This is a genomic window from Pseudomonas sp. A, assembly GCF_056270345.1.
On record NZ_CM149873.1, the window covers coordinates 3,977,656 to 3,994,484 of the forward strand.

General features: G+C 58.9%; 15 protein-coding genes and 1 pseudogene. 7 read left to right on the plus strand and 9 right to left on the minus strand.

Annotated features, from left to right (window positions below; translation table 11 throughout):
• Positions 1 to 175: 175 nt before the first annotated feature.
• Positions 176 to 433, minus strand: coding sequence for a hypothetical protein (locus AC0MAZ_RS17740; RefSeq protein WP_475858736.1), 258 nt, complete (start codon positions 431 to 433; stop codon positions 176 to 178).
• Between the two features lie 447 nt (positions 434 to 880).
• On the opposite strand from AC0MAZ_RS17740, the gene AC0MAZ_RS17745 reads away from it, so the two are divergent.
• Positions 881 to 1,348 (plus strand): hypothetical protein, encoded by a 468-nt coding sequence (locus tag AC0MAZ_RS17745; RefSeq protein WP_475858737.1) that lies wholly within the window; start codon positions 881 to 883, stop codon positions 1,346 to 1,348.
• 431 nt (positions 1,349 to 1,779) lie between these two features.
• On the opposite strand, the gene AC0MAZ_RS17750 is transcribed toward AC0MAZ_RS17745, so the two are convergent.
• Positions 1,780 to 1,950 carry a hypothetical protein gene (locus tag AC0MAZ_RS17750; protein WP_475858738.1) on the minus strand — a complete coding sequence of 57 codons (171 nt, stop codon included), beginning with the start codon at positions 1,948 to 1,950 and terminating at the stop codon, positions 1,780 to 1,782.
• Between the two features lie 543 nt (positions 1,951 to 2,493).
• Between AC0MAZ_RS17750 and AC0MAZ_RS17755 the strand changes: the two genes are divergently transcribed.
• Positions 2,494 to 2,736, plus strand: coding sequence for a hypothetical protein (locus AC0MAZ_RS17755; protein ID WP_475858739.1), 243 nt, complete (start codon positions 2,494 to 2,496; stop codon positions 2,734 to 2,736).
• A gap of 310 nt (positions 2,737 to 3,046) precedes the next feature.
• Here AC0MAZ_RS17755 and AC0MAZ_RS17760 read toward each other — a convergent pair whose 3' ends face one another.
• Positions 3,047 to 3,760, minus strand: a complete 714-nt coding sequence (locus AC0MAZ_RS17760; RefSeq protein WP_475858740.1) for a tellurite resistance TerB family protein — start codon at positions 3,758 to 3,760, stop codon at positions 3,047 to 3,049.
• Between the two features lie 166 nt (positions 3,761 to 3,926).
• Positions 3,927 to 4,322 (minus strand): RidA family protein, encoded by a 396-nt coding sequence (locus AC0MAZ_RS17765; RefSeq protein ID WP_110737717.1) that lies wholly within the window; start codon positions 4,320 to 4,322, stop codon positions 3,927 to 3,929.
• 140 nt (positions 4,323 to 4,462) lie between these two features.
• On the opposite strand from AC0MAZ_RS17765, the gene AC0MAZ_RS17770 reads away from it, so the two are divergent.
• A complete protein-coding gene (locus AC0MAZ_RS17770) occupies positions 4,463 to 5,377 on the plus strand; it encodes a LysR family transcriptional regulator (RefSeq protein WP_475858741.1) in 915 nt (304 codons plus the stop codon).
• 125 nt (positions 5,378 to 5,502) lie between these two features.
• Here AC0MAZ_RS17770 and AC0MAZ_RS17775 read toward each other — a convergent pair whose 3' ends face one another.
• Positions 5,503 to 6,555: an MBL fold metallo-hydrolase gene (locus AC0MAZ_RS17775; RefSeq protein ID WP_475858742.1), complete on the minus strand. Its 1,053-nt coding sequence runs from the start codon at positions 6,553 to 6,555 to the stop codon at positions 5,503 to 5,505.
• Between the two features lie 316 nt (positions 6,556 to 6,871).
• Here AC0MAZ_RS17775 and AC0MAZ_RS17780 point away from each other — a divergent pair, with 316 nt between their 5' ends.
• Complete coding sequence (locus tag AC0MAZ_RS17780; RefSeq protein WP_475858743.1) at positions 6,872 to 7,954, plus strand: DUF3616 domain-containing protein; 1,083 nt, start codon at positions 6,872 to 6,874, stop codon at positions 7,952 to 7,954.
• Here AC0MAZ_RS17780 and AC0MAZ_RS17785 read toward each other — a convergent pair.
• Positions 7,951 to 8,596 (minus strand): annotated as a pseudogene (locus tag AC0MAZ_RS17785) (DUF533 domain-containing protein). The gene AC0MAZ_RS17780 and the pseudogene AC0MAZ_RS17785 sit on opposite strands and share 4 nt — an antisense overlap.
• Before the next feature lie 351 nt (positions 8,597 to 8,947).
• Between AC0MAZ_RS17785 and AC0MAZ_RS17790 the strand changes: the two are divergent.
• Positions 8,948 to 10,483: a DUF2235 domain-containing protein gene (locus AC0MAZ_RS17790; RefSeq protein WP_475858744.1), complete on the plus strand. Its 1,536-nt coding sequence runs from the start codon at positions 8,948 to 8,950 to the stop codon at positions 10,481 to 10,483.
• A 321-nt stretch (positions 10,484 to 10,804) separates the two neighbouring features.
• On the opposite strand, the gene AC0MAZ_RS17795 is transcribed toward AC0MAZ_RS17790, so the two are convergent.
• Both AC0MAZ_RS17795 and AC0MAZ_RS17800 read right to left on the minus strand, forming a co-directional pair.
• A complete protein-coding gene (locus tag AC0MAZ_RS17795; protein WP_475858745.1) occupies positions 10,805 to 11,305 on the minus strand; it encodes a hypothetical protein in 501 nt (166 codons plus the stop codon).
• A 1,240-nt stretch (positions 11,306 to 12,545) separates the two neighbouring features.
• A complete protein-coding gene (locus tag AC0MAZ_RS17800; protein ID WP_475858746.1) occupies positions 12,546 to 13,448 on the minus strand; it encodes a LysR substrate-binding domain-containing protein in 903 nt (300 codons plus the stop codon).
• Between the two features lie 123 nt (positions 13,449 to 13,571).
• Here AC0MAZ_RS17800 and AC0MAZ_RS17805 point away from each other — a divergent pair, with 123 nt between their 5' ends.
• Together AC0MAZ_RS17805 and AC0MAZ_RS17810 are read left to right on the plus strand one after the other, a co-directional pair.
• Positions 13,572 to 14,207, plus strand: a complete 636-nt coding sequence (locus AC0MAZ_RS17805; protein ID WP_475858747.1) for a glutathione S-transferase family protein — start codon at positions 13,572 to 13,574, stop codon at positions 14,205 to 14,207.
• Positions 14,208 to 14,228: 21 nt separating this feature from the next.
• The gene (locus AC0MAZ_RS17810) at positions 14,229 to 15,254 is read left to right on the plus strand and encodes an LLM class oxidoreductase (protein WP_475858748.1); all 1,026 of its coding nucleotides are present in this window, start codon (positions 14,229 to 14,231) and stop codon (positions 15,252 to 15,254) included.
• A gap of 235 nt (positions 15,255 to 15,489) precedes the next feature.
• Here the strand turns inward: AC0MAZ_RS17810 and AC0MAZ_RS17815 are convergent, their stop codons facing one another.
• Positions 15,490 to 16,812 (minus strand): purine-cytosine permease family protein, encoded by a 1,323-nt coding sequence (locus tag AC0MAZ_RS17815; protein ID WP_475858749.1) that lies wholly within the window; start codon positions 16,810 to 16,812, stop codon positions 15,490 to 15,492.
• Positions 16,813 to 16,829 lie beyond the last annotated feature (17 nt).

A 16,829-nucleotide genomic window follows, 5' to 3' on the forward strand; every position in this document is an offset into this window, starting at 1 on the left:
AACTCATTGATTTAGCTCAACCCTGTAGGAGCGGCCTTGCGCCGCGAAAGGGCTGCGCAGCGGCCCCAGGTTCCGAGCCGCCATCAAAATCGCCGGGGCTGCTGCGCAGCCCTTTCGCGGCGCAAGGCCGCTCCTACATGGCTAGATGATCGCCTAGGGGGCCGTGGCAGCCCTGTCAGTGCAATGTGTATGACGGCGGTCGCACACTCATCTGGAGCTGGGCCAAAGCCGACTCCAGCAGCATGCGGGTGGCATCAAGCTCGTGCATCATCGTCAGCATCACCAGAGTGGCCGGTGATTTCGGCAGGTGACTGAACGACTGATGGACAACGGCCAGTGCGCACATGACGTACTCGGTGGCCTGGACGAGGGTGTCCTCGAGGAGATAGGAGGATTCGGTGGACGGGGGTGGATCCGGGACGATCTTGAGCATAAACACCTCGCAATGCATTAGTCAGACCGCCACCTCTTCACTTGCAGGTGAAGGGTGGCAGCTACGTGCAGGTCTGCAAGACCGGGGCATTACGAGGCGAAAACCCGGCTGACCAAAAGGCCACCCGCACGTAGCCACCATAAAGCGAGACCCACGACTCGACGCCGAGGCTCATGGTGAGCACCATCGTAATACCGCGCAGGCTTGCAGACCCGGTCGTTGATTTGGCAACGACCCAGCGAGACTAGCCGCCACTTCGAGGGCGCAACAGTGGCCAAAGCATGCTTCGGAAATGGACTACTCGAAATAGGGAAAATCTGATTCATCCCTGTAGGACGCACCAACAAATCATTGGCCGGGCCCTGCCCTACTCACTGCTCACCCCTTGGCAGACATTCACAGCCAAAAGCAGTAAGTTATGTGAGCTTCAGCAGAGCGAGAAACTGAATGTTCAACCGGCTATCAATTGCCAGTCACAAGTCCAAGTACAGCCAAGGTTACTACCCAACCTTTGCGATTGACGGATCACCCCTTGAGGTTTGGCTACCCAGACAGAATGCGGATGCCGAATTCCACCTTGTAGCCGCCCACTCCGGTTTGCACAGTGATGAAGACACCTTGTTGATCTGGGATCGGATCTATTCCACGGTGCCAGGATGGAAGACCTTGGTGCCGTTGCTGGTCTGCGCGGATGACCTGGACCTCACTTGCACCGTGATTGTCGCTGAGCAATGCGCCCATGAGCATGCCGTTCACTGGAGTCGATTTGGCTTGCTGAAGGACCTGATCATTGTCGAAGCCCCTGCTGTTGACTGGTTCGACGCGATACCCTGCCTGACTTTTGAAAGGTCGCATTTTCACAGCGTGCTGGATGAGTTCAGAGTGCAGGAAAACATCGAAATGTACTGGGACTAGCCTGGCCGGCAAGCGATGTGAGATCCGCTACTCCCGGAGAATCCCTAGCTTGCGTACCCTTCCCCTGATGAGGGCAAGGCCTATTGAAGGCGCGTGCCTTTGGTGGCACCTTCCAGGCAGATGCAGCTGCCGACGGTCCAGCCGAGTTTGCCGTGGTCTGCAGGGGTTTCGTTGTCCATTTGCGAAATCCTCGGGTGTCTTTTGCATAGCGGTATCGACGTTTGGGTTGCCATGCGCCTGCAGGAAATTGCCCAGCCCTACGGGCAACGCTACCGCGTGGGAACTTGGTTCGCAGGTAGTCCACATCCCCCTGTGGGAGCGGGCTTGCCCGCGAACACCGGCAAAGCCGGTGCCAGCCACCGCGGCGCCTGCTTCGCGGGCAAGCCCGCTCCCACAGGGAAACAGCTCCCTGCTGACCTGTGGCAGCTCTATCAGTGCAATGTGTATGACGGCGGTCGCGCACTCATCTGTAGCTGAGCCAGTGCCGACTCCAGCAGCATGCGGGTGGCATCAAGCTCGTGCATCATCGTCAGCATCACCAGGGTGGCCGGTGATTTTGGCAGATGGCTGAAAGACTGATGGGCGACGGCCAGTGCACACATGACGTACTCGGTGGCCTGGACCAACGTGTCTTCAAGGAGATGAGGGGATTCAGCGGACGGGGGGGGGCCGGGACGATCTTGAGCATGATGAAATTCTCTAGTTGCGCTGATCGGACCGCAGCCCATCGCTTGCAGGCGATAGGGTGGCGGCTACGTACGGGCCTGCAAGACCGGGGCAACTAGAGTAAGCCCGGCTGACCCGAAGGCCACCCGTACGCAGCCACCATAACGCACGGCCAATGGCTTGAGACCAATGGCAAGGGGTGGCGCTGATCTAGTTGTCCCGCTCAGGCTTGCAGACCCGGCCGCTACTTTTTGCAGCGACTCAGCGAGACTAGACCTCTGTTGGAAGGCGTAAAAGCGGTCAAAGCATGCTTCGGAAATGGACTACTCGAAATAGGGAAAATCTGATTAATCCCTGTAGGACGCGACGCGGGTCTCTCCCCTGCCCGTCTACCCAGCCCCAAAAAAGACGGTTTACATCTCACCCAGAGCTTGTAGAGAATCCCGCCACTTTTGGTCATCAGGTCTGAGAAGCTGCATATGCCTTACATCATGCAAGCTGTCATCCTTCTGATACTGGGCGCACTCCTCGTTCAGTTTCTGAAACCATACCCCTTACGCAAGTGGCTGGGCGTGGCGCTGTTGGCTGCGGGCCTGGTCGGCATTTTCAAAGTCGGCCAGCAGCAAGTGCTGGGCTTTGACCTGGAGCTGCTGGCACTCCTGGCAGTGCCATTGGGCGTGGTGCTGTTCGTGACGCGGCGGCGGTTCACGGAGTTGGGCTGAAGCCCAGGTCCGGCTCTTGTAGGAGATCGCCGGGCCCTATGGGCTACGCAGTCGTGCAGGGAACAACGTTACAAGCATTACCAACGTGGGAGCGGGCTTGCCCCGCGATGCGGCGTATGGCACCGGCATTGCCGGTGATCGCGGGGCCAGCCCGCTCCCACGCTGTCCAACAATCAGGCTGCGTTGAAAACACGGTCTTGGAGCAATGTTCGCCTCGGATCGAAACAAATAGCCCGAGCGTGCGCGCAATCTCTCGGGCCTTGCCTGTGCAGGCTTTAGATTGATAGACAGCAAGAGCACTTCAGCCCGATCAGGCGGCCCCCTTCGCCTGCTGCTCCAAATGCACCTGCAACGTCGGATCGATCCCCAACGCACTGGCCAATTCATCAAGGTAGGCCCGTTCAGCGTCCTGTTGGTCATCCACCAGCATCACACTGGCCAGGTACATTTCCGCAGCCATGCCCGGGTCCTGGGCCGACTGTGCCACCTCGGCGGCATCGAGGGGCTTGCTGACTTCCTCATCCAGCCACTGCTGCAGTTGCGGGTCGCTGGTGTGACGTTTGATTTCGGCGTAGATCAACTGTTCTTCCTGCGGGTCGATGCGACCGTCAGCCTTGGCTGCCGCAATCAGCGCACGCAAGATCGCATGACTGTGATCCTCAGCCTCGGGGCCGGACAATTGATCCACCGTACGCACGGCCTGTTGCGGCGCGGCCGCCTGGCTGCGCTGCCAGCTTTGATAAGCCTGGAACGCCATCATGCCCAATGACGCCAATGCTGCGTAATTGACGCCACCAGATGAGCGCCCCTGAGTAGAGGCGCCGGCGTTGCCACCACCGCCACCCAGAAGGCCGCCAAGTAAACCACCAAGGCCACCACTGCCCCCTGCTCCACTGCCGCCGCCAAGCAGCCCTCCCAGCAATCCACCCAGGCCATCTTGCGCTGACATGCCGCCGCGCCCTTGTTGCGCTTGCGAGCCCTGCCCGGCCCGAAGCAACTGTTCCAGTAGATCACTCGTGTTCATGGCACCGCCCTCGGTCGGTAGTCGTCGCCCAGACAAGCAACGATAGCCCCCGCAAGGCGAACCGCCATTACCGTCTGGCCGACGGGTAAGCGGGAGCTTACCGAGTGCAGCGAAATAGCATGGACGCACCCTGCAACTTGAACCCGAAGCAGGGGCTGGACCGCCTCTATTGCGGCAGTTTCGCGATCACCTTGATCTCGAAATCGAAGCCGGACAGCCAGGTCACGCCAAGAGCGGTCACCGTGGGATAAGGCGCCTCACCCCAATACTCGGCCGCCACCTCCCAGATGGTTTCGAACTTCGAATCGGGGTCGACCATGAAGATGGTCGTATCAACCACATCCTCGAAACTACTGCCGGCCTCGGCGAGAATCGCGTTGAGGTTAGCGAAGGCCAGGCGAACCTGCGCCGCCAGGTCCGGCTCGGCCGAACCATCCTTGCGGCTGCCGACCTGACCGGATACGAACAGAAAACCATTGGAGCGAATCGCCGGCGAGTAGCGGTGCAGCTCGTACAAAGCATGGCGATCGGGTGGGAAAACGACATCACGTTTGCTGGACATTACCTACCTCGTTCTAGGCCATCGCGGCCCGGTGTTTACGGTAAGGTCACTTTAAAAAGGCCACCTACCTGGATAAACGGGCAGCTCTGGCCAGGACTGTTTGTATACTCCAAACAATCCAGGTGCGAACGAGGCGTGGAATGGACCGATTCGATGCAATGCAGGCGTTTGCCCGAGTGGTGGAAACCGGTAGTTTCACCAAGGCGGCCGCCACCCTGCACATGAGCAAGACCACCGTGACGCAGCTCATTCAGCAGCTGGAAGCGAGGCTGCGCGTACGCTTGCTCAACCGCACCACACGCAAGGTCAATGTCACCGCCGACGGCGCGGCCTACTACGAACGCGTCGTCCGGCTACTGGTCGACATGGACGACGCCGAGACCAGCTTGTCCAGCGCGTCGATGGCACCGCGCGGACGGCTGCGGGTGGATGTCCCCAGCCCGCTGGCGCGAATGCTGCTCATACCCGCCTTGCCAGAGTTTTTTGCACGTTATCCAGAAATCCAGCTGACCGTGGGCGTCAGCGATCGCATCGTCGACATCATTGGTGAAAACGTCGACTGCGTGGTGCGTGGCGGCGAGATCACTAATCAGTCTCTGGTGGCAAGGCATGTGGGCGATTTGCAGCTCGGCATGTATGCCACGCCCGGCTACTTGCAGCGCCTCGGTACACCGGTACACCCCCGTGAGTTAGAGGAAGGCCAGCACAAGACCATCGGCTTTCTTTGGTTTCGCACAGGTAAAACCTTGCCCTACGCGATGCAGCGTGGCGAGGAGCGCATAGAGGTCCAGGCCCGCCCGCAACTGACGGTCGATGACGGCAATGCCTACCTTGCCGCCGGGCTGGCTGGCCTGGGGATGCTCTGGCTGCCGCAGTACATGGCCAAACCGCACCTGCTCAGCGGCGAACTGCTGCCGCTGTTTGAAGACTGGCACATGTCGCCAATGCCGATGTACCTGGCCTTCCCGCCGAATCGCCATGTCAGCGCCAAGGTGCGGGTGTTTATCGACTGGATAATCGAATTGATGGCCGAGCATGCGCCGGCGGTTGGGTGAAACCGCTTTGGGTGATCGTAAACGGCATACCAAATTCCTTGACTGTCTGATTTGCAATGAGGATGCGGGATCAATACTCCGTAACACTGGAGAGCCTTACCCCGATTCACAGAGCGGATAAAAATTTACGGCTCACACAGGTTAGACATTGAATCAGCTACTTCTTTAGCCGCTCTCCCGGTTGCATCACTGCGCAAAGTCAGCTTTATCAAGTCAAGCGGTTGAGGTTTGATTACCTTTGCGCCTGGCGCACTCTTGCAGGTGACCTTGATCATGTCGTCAATATCCTGCAAAGGCAGGTCTTCAGCACCCTTGGCATCATCGACCAAAAAATTTTCCCAATGCCCAAGCACCACCAGCCGCGGCTGAGTGCGGGCGAGTAGCACACTCGGATAATCGTCGACCTTCTGCCAAGAGCTCACTGCCAATATCTGAACGTCTACAGCATTGCCGTCGTCCTCGAGCACTGGCAACCCGAAGGGTGGAGTGCTTGCCGAGTCCAGATAGTGAATCCGCAGCACCGTCTTGCCTGCGTCATCCAGCAGGTCAATCATCCACGCCAGCACCTGGCCTTGCTTCCAGCCCAAGGCTGTAGATGGCAACTCAGTGAGGTCGGGGTCATCGTCATAACTGCCACTGGCCAAGGTATACCCGGCAAAATGCGGCGCATGCATGCTCTGAATCGGCATCGCGCGAAAATGCTTTCCGGTGGATTCGATCCACTTACCCCTATCCGCTGGTTTGCCCGCTTGTACCCTGGCCATCTTCCGTTGGGCATCGACCACGCGTCCTGGCGCGATGACCGCGCGCAGGATGCGCCCAACCGTGACCGAGCCGTAGGCGATTGCGTTTGGCGCACGGTGCTGCATTATCCAGGGCACATCAAGCAGATGATCGTAATGACCATGACCGATCAGCAGCATGGTGACATCGTCGGCCACCGGCATCTTTCGGGAGAGTTTCTCCTCGTCCGGCTTCATTGAAAGCGTAAAGGGCGAGGGATGGCTGAACAGCGGCGCTATCAGCAAGGCCTCGCCACGCCAGCGAATCAGATAGCCGCCTATTCCCAGGAACTGGAAGGTCGGCGTCGATGCGGTGTCCGATGGCCCGGCGACTGCGAATGCAACGCGAAGATCGAAGACCAGAAGCAGTAGCGTCAATTTCCAGTAACGGACCATGCGCGCCCCCAAGGCTGTTGCTCAAGGATGCTGCCCAACGTGAACGCCGAGTGCTGAAAAACTGTTTTTTCGGGGCAAACGCATCTACGGCCAACTCAGCGTCAGTTCGGCAACTTTCAACAGGTTTACCTTTTTATTTAGCGCTCAAACTTCTGACTCATACACTAGCACCGCCTGGGGAAACTGGCCGTATGCGCAAAGATCCATTTGTAATTTAACGGCTGGTCCGTCCAACGTGTGTGCGCTCACGATCAGGCAGCGACTACCCTGAGTGGCAGGCATGCCACGCCGCCAGCGGCATAAGGAGGCAAACTTCATGAGCACGAAATGGGGCACCGTACTGTTCACCTTCGAGACCCCGTCGCTACGTGACGGCCTGTCGGCTGTCGAGCGCACAGGCGACTCGCTGTGGCTGGCGAATGACGAGACCACGAGCCTGGAGCGCCTGCAGATCGGCAAGGCAACGGACACGGGAGCGATCACCTGCAACGAGCACCGGGTCTTCCCGTTGCGGGAGTTTCTGAACCTGCCCGTGAAGCAGGATGACGCCGAGATCGATATCGAGGGGCTGGCCTACGACGCCCGCGAGGGATATCTATGGCTGACAGGCTCCCATAGCCTGAAACGCAAGAAGGCCGACGCCAAAAAAACCGCCCACAAGAACATCAAGCGCTTGGCGACGGTGGAGGCCGATGGCAATCGTTACCTGCTTGCCCGCATCCCCGTGGTGTTAGAAGACGACCACCATGCACTGGCCGACAAGGTCGACAGCGACGGGCGGAGCGCGGCGCAGCTGCGCGGCGACGACACCGGCAACGAGCTGACTGCGGCAATCGCCGAAGACGAACATCTGCGCGACTTCCTGCGCATCCCAGGCAAGGACAACGGGTTCGACATCGAGGGGTTGGCGGTTAATGGCCCACGACTGTTGCTGGGGCTGCGCGGACCCGTGTTACGCGGCTGGGCCGTGGTGCTGGAGATTGAACCCGAACAGGACGACAACTCGCCCGGCACCCTGCTGCTCAAGCCGATCGGCTCGGATGGGCGGCCCTACCGCAAGCACTTCTTCGACCTCGAAGGCCTGGGCGTGCGGGACCTGTGCTGGCAGGGCGACGACCTGCTGATCCTGGCCGGCCCAACCCTGGACCTCGATGGCCCGGTCACGGTGTTCCGCTGGCGTGGCGCCTTGGCCTCTGACGAGGAAAGCGTGGTGTTTAGGGTCCAGTTGGAGAAGGTACTCGAGGTGCCATTCGGAAAAGGCGACGACCACGCCGAGGGTCTGTGCCTGTACGAGCCGGGCGATGGAACGGGCGCAGTGCTGCTGGTCTACGACGCCGCCGCCGAGCAGCGTAAACAGGGTGCGACGGGGGTAGAAGGCGACCTGTTCATCGTCAATTAGCGCGCCGGGTCTGGACAGGCGCGCGGAGTCTGCCCCTTGAGCTGCTGGCTGCTGTGTACGCGAGATCGCCCACGGAGAACATCTCCGCCCGGCCAGGCGGCCTCCTTGGCCTGCTGGTCATCCACCAGCATCACGCTGGCCAGGTACATTTCCGCAGCCATGCCCGGGTCCTGGGCCGACTGTGCCACCTCGGCGGCATCGAGTGGCTTGCTGACTTCCTCGTCCAGCCACTGCTGCAGTTGCGGGTCGCTGGTGTGACGATTGCATGGCTGTGATCCTCAGCCTCGGGGCCGGACAATTGATCAACAGTACGTACCGCCTGTTGCGGGGCTGCCGCCTGGCTGCGCTGCCAGCTTTGATAGGCCTGGAACGCCATCATGCCCACGACGCCAGAGCCGCGTAATTGACGCTGCCAGCAGAGCGTCCCTGAGTGGAAGAGCCGGCGTTGCCACCACCGCCACCCAGAAGGCCGCCCAGTAAACCACCAAGGCCACCACCGCCACCTGCTCCACTGCCGCCGCCAAGCAGCCCTCCCAGCAAGCCGCCCAGGCCATCTTGCGCTGACATGCCGCCGCGCCCTTATTGAGCTTGCGAGCCCTGCCCGGCCCGAAGCAACTGTTCCAGTAGATCACTCGTGTTCATGGCACCGCCCTCGGTCGGTAGTCGTTGCCCAGACAAGCAACGATAGCCCCCGCAAGGCGGTCCGACATGACCGTCTGGCCGACAGGTTGCCGATTGGTATTGGGCCGGCGCGGCCGGCAGAAATCGGCACCGGCAATTTCTACAGGGCCACGACCCTGGCAAGTGACAGCCGATTCGGTCTGATTTGCAGTGTGCTGATGGCGAACAAGAATCACCGTTATCGTCTACAACTTGAGTAGATGAGACTTCGCTATCGACTCGGATTGTGCTCGGTTTTGCATTTGGTTGTTCCCCAACCCATGAACCGACCCATTCCGGCCAACTGACACAACCAGCAACATGGAGTGCACCATGACCAAACGCCTTGTCGTTTGCTGCGATGGGACCTGGAACAATCCACAACAAGAAGACAACGGGCTGCCCGCTCCTTCAAACGTCTTCAAGATTCACAACGCCATTGCCCTCCCCGATAACGACAAATACTACCACCCCGGAGTCGGCGGCGAGGGTGGTATTATCCGGCCTATTGTCGGTGGGGCCGTCGGCGCCGGTATCTCCAGACATATTTGCAGCGCTTACCATTGGCTGGCGAGCAACTATGAAGAGGGCGCCGATATTTACCTCTACGGTTTCAGTCGCGGCGCATTCACCGCTCGCAGCCTTGGCGCCTTTCTCGGTCGTGGCTTGTTGGACCTGGCTGGCGTCAAGCCAGCTGAAGCCTGGCTGCGCGTTCACAGGGCCTACGAGGAAGGTTATCGAGCCGAACGCTCGGTGAAACAGGTCAATAGAAACTGGAAAATGTTCCATGCCGGCGCTGCTACGCCAGTGCGCTTGATCGGGGTCTGGGACACCGTGGGTGCGCTAGGCGTGCCGGATGACTTCGAGTTGCTCAATCTTTTCGATAACCCCGCTGCCTGGCGTTTTCACAATACTGACCTGGGCGATCATGTACAGACCGGCCGACACGCCATGGCGATCGATGAAATGCGCTCAAGCTTCTGTGTCACCCGCTGGACCAATCGCCATACCCATAAAGACGTGTCCGAGCTGTGGTTCCCGGGTGTGCACTCGGATGTCGGCGGCGGTTACGCCAGCAGTGGACTATCCGATGGCGCCTTGTTGTGGATGATCAGGGAAAGCGAATTGGCCGGTCTGCCCTTCCACTCTCACGTTCAAGCGGCCATTTCTCCCAACCCTTTGGGCGTTTTGCATAACTCATACAAAGGTGCTTTCGCCAAGCTCCGCTCAAGGCCCAGAAACCTGCCGGCGATGCACTCTACGTCCCAGGAATTTCATGAAAGCGCACTGGCGCGACAAAAGAACTCGCCCCTCGAGTATCCTGCTTACTACCCGACAACCATCCTCGGCAATGACGGTGACAGCACCTCGTTCAACGTCTATGCGAATCAGCACTGGAATCGCTCTGACCTATATCTGGAAGCAGGGATAGAATACACTTTCAATGCAACTGGTGAATGGCAAGACAGCGAGGATGCCTGCGACTGGAAAGGCACTGAAGACACTAAATTGACCATGGGCGACATCATCCGTAGCGTCTCCGGGTTTATGGGCGCCGCGGAGCCTATCTACAGCAAAGTCACCGGAAACCATGGTGCGGACTTTATATTCACCAAACGCATCGAAGACAAAAACTGGTTCACCTTGATCGGAGCAATCGCTAACGACAACGGTGGTGTTGCAGCTGTCAACAACGACGGAAGTCCCCTTCCACACCAGTATGTCGAGTTGTATCAGCATCGAAAGAAACCGCTGGTGTTGAAGCATCCAGGCTATCTCTACTGCTTCCCCAACGATGTGTGGGGCTTGTATGGCAACAATTCCGGAAGCTTGCGCTTGACGGTGACTCGGGTGCGCAAGGCGCCTTAGCGTTTGTACGACAGGCCGCCGAGCGGCGATCAGGCAGGGCGAAAACAGGCGAGGAACGGTCGCAGTCGCACTCGACTTTGCTGGATGCAAATGAGCATTTCGAGCCTGTTTCAACACAGCATGATTGTCGCGCAGGCACTTTTCGTACAAAGCCTAAAAAAACTTGCAGTTTTAAAGTAGAGGCAAGTACTTGAGATCGGCGCTTGTGTTTTTTTCACAGCCTGGACCTCTAACCGCCCTACTCCTCTCTAGGCGAGAGCCATGAGCACAAGGAGAAAACTTACTTTTTAGTAAAACACCCCACAGAGGAAGGCGTACGGATTACTTTTTATTCTCCCGCTCATTCTTTTTGGACAACTCCGCCTCGAAGTTCAACTTCTCCAACTCAAGTCGCTTCAGCTCTATCTCCTTCTCTAAAAGCTTGTATTTAACAACCAGGCTGCGCCCTGAAGAGTCAGAAACACTATCTCCTGATCCACTCCAAGCAAAACTTCCACCAAGGGCCTTAGGGTTTTCCGCCCACCACCTCTCCCTTTTTTTATTATTATCGAGAGCCACCCTAAGATCCTTCTCGGACTGCTCAATAACCGCATCAACAGCAGCCAAAAACTTTGGATCACTATTCAAGCTTTCGCCACGAGAAACCTTATATGCAAATAAAAACTTAATAGCACCGATAAGATCGCCATTATCATACGCACGTTTCCCTTTCTCATAGTAGTCATTCCCCGACTCCTCACCGGCGTCTGCACTCCGGGTCTCGACTGGGACGACAAAAGAAAGCACCACCAATAGCAGCAACGCGGATCTGCTTTTAATCATAATGAAAACACTCTTTCTTAAGTCAAGTAGGCGGCTTACCCGGCAACGTATACTGTGGCGATACCGGCCCTGGAGTGACTGAGAGGTCACTCCCCCCCTCATACTCCAGGCCTCTAAACAAAGTAACAACGATCACAATAGCACCTAGAACAGCAAAAAATGTTCCAGGCGCCGCTTGCGACAATACGATTCGAAATTCTTTATGCTCGGCCTCAAGATTTCCGGACCGACCCCAGACACCAGCCATAAATAGTCGGTACCCCATATATGACAGACCCACCCCAGCCGCAAGCGATGCCACCTTATAGAACGCCATAGATACAACCAGAATAACACTCTGCTCCATACACCACCTTAAGATAGCAAGTATCACAACAGCAACCGGCATCCCATAGCCCTAAGTATCGCCGTGCTGGCCAGACCCGTCGCCCACGGACATCCAACCTCTACATGGTTCAGCCCCAATAGCATTCATCCTTGCCGCACCCTGCGGCCCTGCCTGCCAGAGTATAGTTCTAAACCAGAGTTCAGGTATATTAGGAATGACAGAAGAAGCTCCCATTCGTAGTATTCGCCTTACACTGGATAGTAGACTGGATGTGAGCTATTTGCCGGTTGTTACCTAAGCCATTGCCCCCATGGTTCGAGAGTGGTCGATCAAGGTTGGCTGTCTTCGCCCCATGAGAGCCCCTCGATGATCGTCGAAATACCCCCTGCAAGAACCGAAATCACTCTATCGACGGTTTGATTTCGCAGCACACCTCACGTACAGATCGCTGACCTTTCTTGTACAAGCCACGAACGCTTCCATCGAGGGAAGCGCAGCGGACAGCAAAGTCAAAATTAAAAACCTTATCGATCATCGTTAATTCGTCGACTTCCTCACTTGCGTCCAACGTGTTTCCTCCTGCCCCACCACGGGAGACTCGCTAGGCTACCAGTCCGGTACTCCTATTTTTTCATCCGCACGGGGAATACTTCGGTGCCATTGTTAAGAACGAAACGAAAAGCGCGTGAAAAACGATCCTGATCATTGGCCATGGATGATGATTCCTTGAGGAAGGGGTCTACAAACGGTAGCTTATCTATGCCCTTTCGAGGGAAGCAAACACCGACCGGGTCCACTTAGGGTCGATAGCAGCCGGTCGCGAGTAACTACTTTCTCCCCAGTACGGACACTCGCTTCCCCCACCAGATCCAGCCCTGCCCCTCCGTGCACATCAGCTCTGTCATCAACACCCTACAACGAGACACCTGACTCAGCCTCAACCCGCGCTTGAATCCACTCAACAAACGCACGCACCTGCACTCGCCGCAGGTTCTCCCCCCGACCAACCAGGTAATAAGCAAACCGCGAGGGCCAAGCCCGATCCACCGCCACCACCAACCTGCCACTTCGCAGATCCTCTTCAGCATGCTGCGCCTGTACCAGAGCAATACCCTGCCCACTGACAGCCGCACGCACCAACAGCAGATCCTCATCAAAGCTCGGCCCCCGGCGGCTACGGTGATCGGGCTCGACACCATGAGCCTGCAACCACAGCGTCCAGTCGGCACGCTCGGCATCCTGCAGAAGTGGGTAGTGCAGGCAGTCCTGCGGCTCGTCCAGGGCCGGCCCGCCAGCAAGCAGGCCAGGGCTGGCCACCGGCAGCAGCACAGGCGCCAGCAGCGGTATCGACTCCAGCCCCGGGTAATCGCCCAGGCCATGACGCAAGGCAATATCAACAGGCTCCCGGTGCAGGTCGACAAGCTCGGCCGTGGACTGCACCTGCACGTCGATCTCCGGATGCAGCGCATTGAAGTCCGCCAACCGCGGCACCAGCCAGCTGGACGCGAATGACGGCTGGGTACTGATCGTCAGGGTGTTGGTCCGTGTCAGGACTTGAAGATCGAGCAGCGCGCTTTCGATCTGGCCAAACCCACGCGACAGCCCCGGATACAGACTCGCGCCCGCCTCTGTGAGCTGCACGCCATAGCGGCTGCGGGTCAGCAAGGTAACCCCGAGGCGATCCTCCAGCAGGCGAATCTGTTGACTGATAGCACCCGGGGTCACGCCCATGCGCTCGGCGGCGGCCTTCAGGCTGCCCAGGCGAGTGGTTTCGGAAAAGGCACGCAACGCAAGCAACGGCAACACGGCACCCATGCAATACCAACCTTAGAAAAACTGATTTAAGCAAGTGGAATGATCGTTCGTAAACCACCTGGATGATACCTAGCATAGCGTTGTGCCAGAGACATTCGAATCAGTTTTATTAAGGTGAACAACATGACGGACCCTGCGTTTGTGCTTTACACCGACAGCTCCCCCAACGGTTTCAAGATCACCATTGCCCTCGAGGAACTGGGGCTGCCTTATCGCCTGGTCCACGTGAACATCGACCTGGGCGAGCATCGCCACGAAGACTTCCTGGCACTCAACCCGGCAGGCCGCATCCCGGTGCTGATAGACCGCAAGGCCGGCATTGTGCTGTTCGATTCAGCCGCGATTCTGTTGTACCTGGCGCAACACAGCGGCCAGCTGCTCGAACAGGCCGCGCAACCGCGTTGGGCGGCAATCACCTGGCTGATGCACCACAGCGCCAGCATGGGCCCCTTGCTGGGTCAGCGCGTGCACTTCGAGTGTTTCGAGCCCATCCCCAATCCTGCGGCGCAGAAGCGCTACCGCGCCCTCACCGAGGATGCCTTCGCACTTCTCGACCAGCAGCTTGCAACCCGCCCATGGTTGGCCGGCGAATCCTATTCGATTGCAGATATCGCCAGCTTCGCCTGGCTGCACATCGCCGAGATCGTTGGCTTCGACTTCAGTTCCTACCGCCATCTGAATCGCTGGTACCGGCAGATCGAGCAGCGTCCCGCCGTGCAACGCGGCATTCGTCTCCCGGCGCCCGCCACCGGCCCCTGACTCCCCGACCAAGGAATGTCCATGACCCCTATCAGCACCCAGGGCGCCAGCGCCGATGCCTTCGCCCTGCATCCCGGTTACCGTCGTATGTTCGCCCACGGTCAGTTGACCCTGGGCATCTTCCTGCCGCTTCGTTTCTATGACGGCGATATGGGCGTGCTGCACGGACAGGCGCAACTGCTCAGCGAGATCGACCGCCTGGGCTTTGCCGCCGCCTGGGTACGTGATGTGCCCTTGTACGACCCTGCCTTCGGTGATGCCGGCCAGGTATTCGATCCGTTCACCTACCTGGCCTATCTGACGGCCCATACCCGCAGGATCACCCTGGCAACCGGCAGCGCGATTTTCACGCTGCGCCACCCCATCGACCTGGCGAAAGCCGCGACCAGCGTGGACTGTCTGTCAGGTGGACGCCTGGTGTTGGGCATCGCCTCGGGCGATCGACCGGTGGAGTTTCCGGCCTATGGCCTGGCCCATGACGGCCGAGGGGAGCGCTTCGCGCAGAGCGTGGACTACTTCCGCCGACTGCTGGCCAACCATCCTGCGCCGATCCATTCGCCACTGGGACAACTCGATGGCGCCAAACTGCTGCCCAGCGCCGTCACTGGACGGATCCCGCTGCTGGTGACCGGTTCATCACGCCAGTCGTTGCAGTGGCTTGGCGAGCAGGCCGACGGCTGGATCACCTACCCCGACGCCACCCACAATATCCTTGGGCCTCGGCGCCTGGCCGAGAAGATCAGTGCCTGGCGGGCGCTCATTCCCGGTGGAGGCTTCCGCCCGCATGTCACCAATGAATGGATCGACCTCGATGAGGACCCGACCTTCCCGCGCACGCCGCAACAAGGCGGCTACGTGTTGCGCACCGGTCGAAACGGCCTGATCGATCTGCTGCATGAGTGGCGTCACGCCGGGGTCAATCATGCGGCACTGGGCATGCAGATGGCGCGGCGCCCGCCGCTGGAAATCATCCAGGAACTGGCCGAAGAAGTGCTGCCGCTGTTTCCTGCGCTGACAGGTCCAGAACACCACGCGCAAGGCTGGTAGTCGGGGCCAGACCATCACTGACGCTGATGCCAACGTCAATTTTTAGAATCTGACGCGATCCCTGTGGGAGCGGGCTTGTCGGACCGCCGCACCGCCGCGAACACCGGCGCAGCCGGTGCCATACACCGCGCTGGATTCTTCGCGGCGGTGCGACGGTCCGATAAACCCGCTCCCACAGGGTCTAGCTAAATCAATGAGTTACGATTTGTTCCAGGAGAGGCGCAACGGCTACACCCTACTCAATCGCTTGCGATAGTAACCGGCTTCGTCTGGACAAACCTGCTTGCAGGGCGAACGCAATGATTACAGTCGATGGTGCAGAAAAGCTGCCCAGCCCACCGCCGGCAAACATCAAAGCCAGCCCCGATGCGGTGGCGCCAAACCAGGCCGTCAAGCCGACAGCATTCCATGCGGGCTCCTCGTCGAGCGCAACCACATCAAGACGTCCCAAAAGAATCTGCGCTAATGCCACACCGACCCAAGCCACGACAAAGATGCCTTGGTAGGCCAACGCCTTGAGCAAGTATGCGAACACATCCGCGAGCATCAGGCCATACACGATCAGCCCAACCGCCAGCGCCCACATCAGGTACGAACCCCGCAGGCCGAAACGGCAAAAGAACGCCTGCATGTTCAAGGTCGCCAGGTAGTAATTGGCCGTGTTGATCCGGGTTTGCGTGGCCCAGACGAACAACAGCCCCCACAGCCCCATCAACTGCAGGATCGCCATGACCACCGACACTTCGTTCAGCGCACCTTCGTGGGGAATGCTGCTGACCAGATAGATGCCCGCCGCGCCATTGAGCAGGAAAGTCACCATGTAGAACGGCATGCCGAAGTTCCAGCGACCATGGTACTCGGCGTCTTCGGGTTTGCCGAAACGCGCGTAGTCGAAGGTGAACAGCATCAGGATCCAGACACCCATGTAGGCCACGAAGCAGTCCCACCAGCCGAAGGCAGCGGGAGTCGCCGGGCCGAAGTCCAGCCATTGCGCCTGGTAGCCATAACGGCTGATCGACAACCCCACCGCCGCCAGCAGACCGCCTAGGTAGACCGGCAGCAGCACACCGTTGAGCTTGTCCAGCCAGTGCTGCACGCTGCCCAGTACCATCGGCACGCTGTACAGCACCACCAGCAATGCGGCCAGCGGATACACCAACTGGGGGTACAGGTAATTGAGCGCCACGGCGATCACCGAGCCCTCGAATACCGCATAGTAGATCGCCGTGGAGAAGAAGATCAGCGTCGCCAGGCACGCACCGGTGCTACCGAACAGCAGCCGCGAAAACAGCGCCACCGACAAGCCGCTGCGCATCGCGAAGCGACTGAGCACGCTGTTGACCAGGCCATAGCTGATCACTGACAACAGCATGCCGATCAACGCATTGCGCGCGCCGTAGGACAGCGCCAGGGAAGCACCGACCACGATATAGAACATTGCACTGCACACCGCCCACCAGGCCATGGTCAGCGACAGTCGCCCCATGCGCGTATCGGTCGCAACGGGATGATTGGCCGGGTCCTGTCCGGTTTGACTCGATTGCGATAAAGCAGCCATATGCGTGAACTCCAGAG